Genomic DNA, 2003 nt, shown 5'->3' on the forward strand with positions numbered 1-2003 from the left:
GCTCGAAGCGGACCCCGCGGTACGCGACGCGCTGCCGGGTGGCCCGGCCCGGACGGCACGGCTGCTCGGCTACCTCGCGCAGCGCGCCATCGGGTACGGGCTGCGCTGGCGCGGCGAAGTGGAGGGCTGCGGCGCCGTGTCCGCGCGGACCGGCCGCGCGGTGCCGGGCTGGTCGCCGATCGCGACGGTCGCCCTGCGTCAGGCGCACGCCCGGGCCCGCGCGCGGGGTGCGGACCGGACGGAGGGGCTCGACCTGCTCGCCGCCCTGACCCACGACCACCGCAGCCGCGCGGTCGACGTGCTGCTCCGCTCGGGCGTGGACCCGGTCCTGCTCGTCGCGCGCCTGGAGAACCGAACGCGGCCGGCGGCCGGGTGACTGCGCCGCCGGGGGCTGGCATCATGCGCTGATGCAGGTGACTCGGGTGAATCGGCGGAAGGGCGCGGGGCTGGGGCTCGCCGTGATGTCCGCCCTCGCGTTCGGCGGATCGGGTGTCGCGGCCAAGCCGCTCATCGAGGCGGGGATCGATCCTCTCCAGGTGGTGTGGTTGCGCGTGACGGGCGCGGCCCTGGTCATGCTCCCCCTGGCCTGGCGGCATCGCGCGCTCGCCACCCGGCGTCCGGCGCTGCTCCTGGGTTTCGGACTGCTCGCCGTGGCGGGCGTGCAGGCGTGTTACTTCACGGCGCTGTCCCGCATCCCCGTCGGCGTCGCCCTGCTCGTCGAATACCTCGCGCCCGCCCTGGTGCTCGGCTGGGTGCGGTTCGTCCAGCGCAGGCCGGTGTCACGGGCCGCCGCCGCGGGCGTCGTGCTCGCCGTGTGCGGGCTGGCCTGCGTGGTGGAGGTCTGGTCCGGGGCGGCCTTCGACCCCGTCGGTTTGCTGCTTGCCGTCTGCGCCGCCTGCTGCCAGGTGGGCTACTTCGTGCTGTCCGACCACGGCGGCGGCACGGCCGACCCGGCCGACGCCCCCGACCCGGTCGGCGTCATCGCCTACGGCATGCTCGTCGGATCCGTTCTGCTGACCGCCGTGGCGCGCCCCTGGGCGCTGGACTGGCAGGTCCTCACGGACCGGGCGCGGCTGCACGATGTGTCGGTCCCCGCCGCACTGCTGCTCGCGTGGATCGTGCTCGTCGCGACCGTGGCGGCCTATCTCACCGGCGTGGTGTCCGTGCGCCGGCTCTCGCCCCAGGTGGCGGGCGTCGTGGCCTGCCTGGAGGCGGTCGTCGCCACCGTGCTGGCCTGGGTGCTGCTGGGGGAGCGCCTGTCCGTGCCGCAGACCGTGGGCGGGGTGATGGTGCTGCTGGGCGCCTTCATCGCGCAGACCTCCACGCCGAAGGCGGCCTCGGGGGCACCGGTGGCCGGGGGAGAGGGGCCCGGAGGGCAAGGCGCCGGAGGGGAAGGCGGAGGAGCGGGCCGGGAGTTGTCCGGCGAGGCCCGCTCCGCCTAGGCCTGTCCGGCGGATCCCGGCGAAGATCCACCGGACAGGCGCTAGAGTGTCGATCATGCCGAAGCACATGACCGTTCTGCCGCCTCCCGCCGCCTAGCGCGGGCGGCCGCTCCCGGAGGACCGGGCCCGGTCGAGCTCCTTCCCGAGCTCCCGGGCGGATCGTCGCTGCCCGCACACGGGACCACGCGATCGTCACGAGTCTCCGCGGGAGAACAGTCATGTCCCATTCCCCTCGTCCGTCGTGCCCTTCGTCGGGTACGCCGGTCTCTTCGTCAGCCCTCACGCCGTCTTCGGGCGGCCCGGCCGGTCCGCCGGGCGGCATGCCGGTCGGCCGGGGCCTCGGCTTCCTGGCCGTCGCCGGTGTCGCCTGGGGCACGTCGGGCGCCACCGCCGCCCTGACGTTCGCCAGCAGCGGCCTCGGCCCGGTGGCCCTGACCTTCTGGCGCACCGCCGGCGGGCTCGTCCTGCTGCTGGCCGTCCGGGCCCTGCGCCCGCGCCGCCCCCGCGCACCGCGCGGTTCCGGGAGCCGCGCGTGGCTGCCCGTCCTGGTGAACGGTCTGG

At 75.9% G+C, this 2003-nt stretch carries 2 protein-coding genes and 1 pseudogene; all 3 read left to right on the forward strand.

Annotated features, from left to right (window positions below; all coding sequences use genetic code 11):
- On the forward strand, positions 1–376 hold a 376-nt coding region (locus AB0K09_RS33020; RefSeq protein WP_366069082.1), incomplete at its 5' end, for a peptidase.
- 31 nt (positions 377–407) lie between these two features.
- Positions 408–1442: an EamA family transporter gene (locus AB0K09_RS33025; RefSeq protein ID WP_366069083.1), complete on the forward strand. Its 1035-nt coding sequence runs from the start codon at positions 408–410 to the stop codon at positions 1440–1442.
- A gap of 320 nt (positions 1443–1762) precedes the next feature.
- Positions 1763–2003: pseudogene (locus AB0K09_RS33030) on the forward strand (EamA family transporter); the annotation flags it as partial.

This window comes from Streptomyces sp. NPDC049577, from assembly GCF_040675635.1.
Lineage (GTDB): Bacteria > Actinomycetota > Actinomycetes > Streptomycetales > Streptomycetaceae > Streptomyces.